We start from the raw sequence: 473 nt of genomic DNA on the forward strand, positions 1-473 counted from the left end.
TGATCATAAGTAATGGAATCATTTCCTGTAGTATCTGTTGCGGTCCATGTAATAATAGTATCCCCAACTGGATACGGATCTGTTAATAATAAGGCATCGTTTCGTACGCCAGTATAAGTAATCGTTCCGGAGCAATTATCAGTAGCAGTCGGTTCTATGATGGTAACTAAAGCATCACAAGAAGCTATATCCGCTGTTTGTGTAATATCTAACGGACAAGTAATAACGGGTAATTCATCTTCTGTAATGGTTATGGTTTGATCACAAGTAATGGAATCATTTCCTGTAGTATCTGTTGCGGTCCATGTAATAATAGTATCCCCAACTGGATAAGGATCTGTTAATAATAAGGCATCGTTTCGTACGCCAGTATAAGTAATCGTTCCGGAGCAATTATCGGTTGCTGTTGGTTCTATGATGGTAACTAAAGCATCGCAAGAAGCTATATCCGCTGTTTGTGTAATATCTAACGG

At 38.7% G+C, this 473-nt stretch carries 1 protein-coding gene; it reads right to left on the reverse strand.

Going from position 1 to position 473, the window contains the following annotated elements; translation table 11 throughout:
- Window positions 1-473 (reverse strand): HYR domain-containing protein (locus ACVCXO_RS12160; protein WP_452229861.1); only part of this gene is annotated, 473 nt, incomplete at both ends.

The organism is Lacinutrix sp. MEBiC02404, from assembly GCF_053601575.1.